The organism is Devosia sp. (assembly GCF_017307565.1).
Classification (GTDB): Bacteria; Pseudomonadota; Alphaproteobacteria; order Rhizobiales; family Devosiaceae; genus Devosia.
This window is the reverse complement of record NZ_JAFKHD010000107.1, coordinates 1-3,747: the sequence shown is the minus strand read 5'-3', so window position 1 is coordinate 3,747 and position 3,747 is coordinate 1. Positions and strand designations below refer to the sequence as shown.

Sequence of the window (3,747 nt, the reverse complement as noted above, 5' to 3'; positions counted from 1 at the left end):
GGTTTCGCCGATCGCCGGTGGCGATGGGAATCTCGAGACGGTGCTGGTGTTCAGCCGGGGGTAGTCCCTGCTCCAGTTCCATCGTCATTGCCGGGCTTGTCCCGGCAATCCAGCTCGCCTCCGCATGGACTACCGGGACAAGCCCGGTAGTGACGACAAAGAAATCCAAGGCTTACTGCTATACTCGCCAGGCGTCGAAACTACCGCCGGCGATCATGGCCCAATAGAGTTTTCCGGAACCGGTGCGGGCGACAGCGAGGCCAAACTCGGTGAATTTCGAGGAGAGCAGCGTGTTGCGGTGGCCCTGGCTTTCGAGCCAGCCGCCGATGACGTCGGGCAGGGTTTTATAACCCTTGGCGACGTTTTCCCCAACGGCGCCGAGATAGCCCGCTTCGGTGACGCGCTGACGCAGGGTGACGCCGAGATCGTGGCTGAGCGTATCCTTGCGCGCCATCAGGCGAGCCTGGGACAGGGCAGCGGTTTCAAGGCGCGGATTGTAGGTCCAGGGCGGGGCGCCATTGGCCTTTCGCGTGGCGTTGATGGCGGCGAGGATTTCGTCGCGCGTCAGGTCTTCCGGCCGGTTGGAGGTGGCGGCAGGGAGCGGCGGAATGGTGGCCGAGCAGGCCGAGAGCAGGCCAGCGGCGCCAAGGGCGAGGACGGCGCGGCGCGAAAAATTCGTCATCGAGAGAGTTCCGGTGCGATCAGGCAAGGTCGTAGGCACTGAGAAGGTGGGGCAGGCAGGCGAGTTGCCCGGCAATGGCATTGCCGTCTTCCAGATCCCAACAGGCAGAAAGCGCGGCGTGAGCGGCGGCCCAGCCGAGAATGCGCTTCCTGTTGTAGCCGAGGCGCTGGGAAAGGATATCGGCGCGGGCGGCGATGCGTTTTGGATCGGACGCGATCTTGTCGCCGCCCTGGGGGTTGATGAAGACATTGGCGGTTTCATAGGACGGGTCGCCCAGAATGCCCTTGGGGTCGATGGCGAGCCAGCCGCGATCCGAACTCATGATGTTGTCATGGTGCAGGTCGCCATGGAGCGGCACGATGGCGCTCGGCCGATCGAAAAGTTTCAGGGCAATGCCGGCGGCGCGGGCATAGAGATCGCGCGCGGTGTGGGGCCAGGCGCGCACGTCGGTATCAAAGAGCGTCTGGAAGCGATCGCGCAGGGGCTCAAGCCCCTCGGGGATATCGGGGCGCGGCTTGTGGAGGCTGGCGATGACCGTCGCAATAGCGATGGTGCCTTCGTCGTCGTGGCCGGCTCGGACGGGCTCGCCCAGTGTGCCGCCATCGAGCCATTCCATGAAGATGGTGTCGCCGTGGCTATCGAAGACCGTGGCAGCGCCATCGCCCTCGTACCACTGGAGCAGGCGCACGCCCCTGCCCTCTTCCTTCGATGCTTCAGGTTTGATGATTTTCAGCGCCGCGAAATTGCGGCCGTTCTGTTCGACACGATAGAGCCAGCTACGCGGTGTTTCGGCCACCGGCGTGGACTTGGTGAGGGACCAACGGATCATGGCGCGGCTAAGCGCGGTTTCAACAGGGGACTGATTCATCATGGCGCCATTAGAGCAGAAGGCGGCGTGCGATTCGACGGGTCAATCGCTGTTGGCGCGAGAAGGTGATGAAAGTGTGGTGGGATTTGGTGCGTGGGGTATCACCCCCACCCTTCCTCCCCCATCAAGGGGGAGGTGTCTGGCCGGTGGGCGGGACTAGATCCAGCCCAAAACGCGATGCTGCACCTCCCCCTTGATGGGGGAGGCTGGGAGGGCGTGATCCCAGGACCTACTTGATCCGATAAGCGTCCTTGGCCGCCTGATAGCTCAGGTGCTTGGCGATCTCTTCGGCCGACGATTTCGTAATCCGATTTTCGCCGACCCAGCGGCCGAGGAAGCCGCAGACTTCGCGGCGCCAGACGTCGTGACGGGCGGGGATGGAGAGGAGCGCACGAGTGTCGTCGTTGAAACCGGCGAGATTGTAGAAGCCGGCGGTTTCGACGACCTGATCGAGATAGCGGCGGATGCCCTGCGGCGAATCGTGGAACCACCAGGGCGGGCCGATCATCAGGCTGGGCCAATAGCCGGCCATGGGGGCGAGTTCGCGGGCATAGGTGGTTTCGTCGAGGACGAACATGATGAGCCGCAGGTTTGGCTCGTTGCCGCAGCGCGAAAGCAGCGCGCGGAGGCCGCCGACATAGTCGGTGGGGCCGGGAATGTCGGCGCCGAGATCGGGGCCGCGTTCGCCAAAAAGCAGCGGATCGGTATTGCGGCGCGAGCCGGCGTGGATCTGCATGACCATGCCGTCTTCGACCGACAGCAGCGCCATTTCGGTCATCATCTGGGCGCGGAAGAGCTCGGCGTCATTGGCGTCGTGCTTGCCGGCCAGAATTTTTTCCAACAAGGCCTGCTTTTCGGCGAGCGGCAGGTCAGCAGTATTGGCCGTGGGCACGCCATGATCGGTGGCGACGGCGCCAAAACGACGAAAGTATTCGCGACGCTTGCGATGGGCGTTGATGAGGCCATCCCATTTGGAAATGTCCTCGCCGGTCAGCTCACCGAATTTCTTGAGGTTTTCGACGATAGCGGGGCGGCTGGGGTCGGTGACGTCATCGGGGCGATAGGTGGTGCGAACCTGGCCGATAAGGCCCTGCTCTTCCATCGACTGGTGATGGGTCAGCGGGTCGAGCGCGAATTCGGTGGTGGCGATCACTTCCACATTGAAGCGCTCGAGGATGGCGCGCGGCAGCAGTTCGGGCGCGCCGAGCTTTGCATCGATGGCGTCGAAAATGCTGTCGGCGGTTTTGCCCGAGAGTACCTCGGTGATGCCGAAGACGGCGTGGAGCGAGTGATCGACCCAGGTTTTCGACGGCGTGCCGGCAAAGAGGTAATAATTGTCGGCAAAGAGGCGCCAGGCCTTGCGACCATCGGCTTCGACCGGCTTGCCGTCTTTGCGGGGAATGCCCAGCGCATCGTAGCTGATGCCCCGGCTCCTCAGCATGCGCAGCACATAGTGATCGGGCGTCAGGAACAGGGCGGTCGGGCTGGCGAAGCGACCGTTCTGGGCGAACCATGACGGGTCGGTGTGGCCATGCGGGCTGACGATGGGGAGGTCTTTTACCGCCGGATAGAGATCCCTGGCGATGGACTGCGCGGGCTCGGAAGCGGGGAAGAGGCGGTCGGGGTGGAGATGGGCTGGCTGGGTCATGGAGGGAAAGTGCCACGTTCGCGGCAGGCTTTCAATATCTTCCATACAAGACGTGGGTTGTGAAGATTTAAGACAAATTAACTGCTCTTCCAAACTGCAATTCGTCATGAGACCAAGCGAGGTTATCGTGCTGGTGCGGGTGAGAAACAGCTCTCTTAAAGGCGGCTGCCCAATGTCGACACCTGGCCCAAAAGGCCGGCGCCACATGAGGGACGAGCATGGCCGATCTCGGAGCAGAAGGACTGAAGCAGGTGCGGCTCGAAGCGCGGCGCGGGGCGCATGTGCAGCGGGCGCAGCAGATGCTGGTGGCCGCGGGCCTTGCGGCGCTCTGCGTCGTTGGTATTGCCGGGGCGTTTCTGTCGCAGGTGATGTAAGCCGGTTTCGCTGACGGCGGCGCTTATATAATATCCCGCGCGGGGAGAGACGACCGCGCATGCGAATTTTGCTTGTCGAAGACAATGAGGACCTGGGCGAAGCCATCGAAAGACGGCTGCGCACGGCTGGTCACTCGGTCGACTGGGTGCGCGACGGCGTCGTCAACGAGCTCGT

The 3,747-nt window shown here is 63.1% G+C and carries 4 protein-coding genes and 1 pseudogene; 2 read left to right on the top strand and 3 right to left on the bottom strand.

Going from position 1 to position 3,747, the window contains the following annotated elements; genetic code table 11:
* Positions 1–178: 178 nt before the first annotated feature.
* The 3 genes from J0I64_RS03215 to uxaC form a co-directional block, all read right to left on the bottom strand.
* Positions 179–682, bottom strand: a complete 504-nt coding sequence (locus J0I64_RS03215; protein ID WP_291406179.1) for a CAP domain-containing protein — start codon at positions 680–682, stop codon at positions 179–181.
* Between the two features lie 19 nt (positions 683–701).
* Positions 702–1,550, bottom strand: a complete 849-nt coding sequence (locus J0I64_RS03210; protein ID WP_291406178.1) for an aminoglycoside phosphotransferase family protein — start codon at positions 1,548–1,550, stop codon at positions 702–704.
* A 229-nt stretch (positions 1,551–1,779) separates the two neighbouring features.
* Entirely contained in the window at positions 1,780–3,198 is a 1,419-nt protein-coding gene (uxaC, locus tag J0I64_RS03205; RefSeq protein ID WP_291406177.1) for a glucuronate isomerase, read from the bottom strand.
* Between the two features lie 218 nt (positions 3,199–3,416).
* On the opposite strand from uxaC, the gene J0I64_RS03200 reads away from it, so the two are divergent.
* Together J0I64_RS03200 and J0I64_RS03195 are read left to right on the top strand one after the other, a co-directional pair.
* On the top strand, positions 3,417–3,572 hold the full coding sequence (locus J0I64_RS03200) for a hypothetical protein (RefSeq protein WP_291406176.1): 156 nt from the start codon (positions 3,417–3,419) through the stop codon (positions 3,570–3,572).
* A 59-nt stretch (positions 3,573–3,631) separates the two neighbouring features.
* Positions 3,632–3,747, top strand: a pseudogene (locus J0I64_RS03195) (DNA-binding response regulator); the annotation flags it as partial.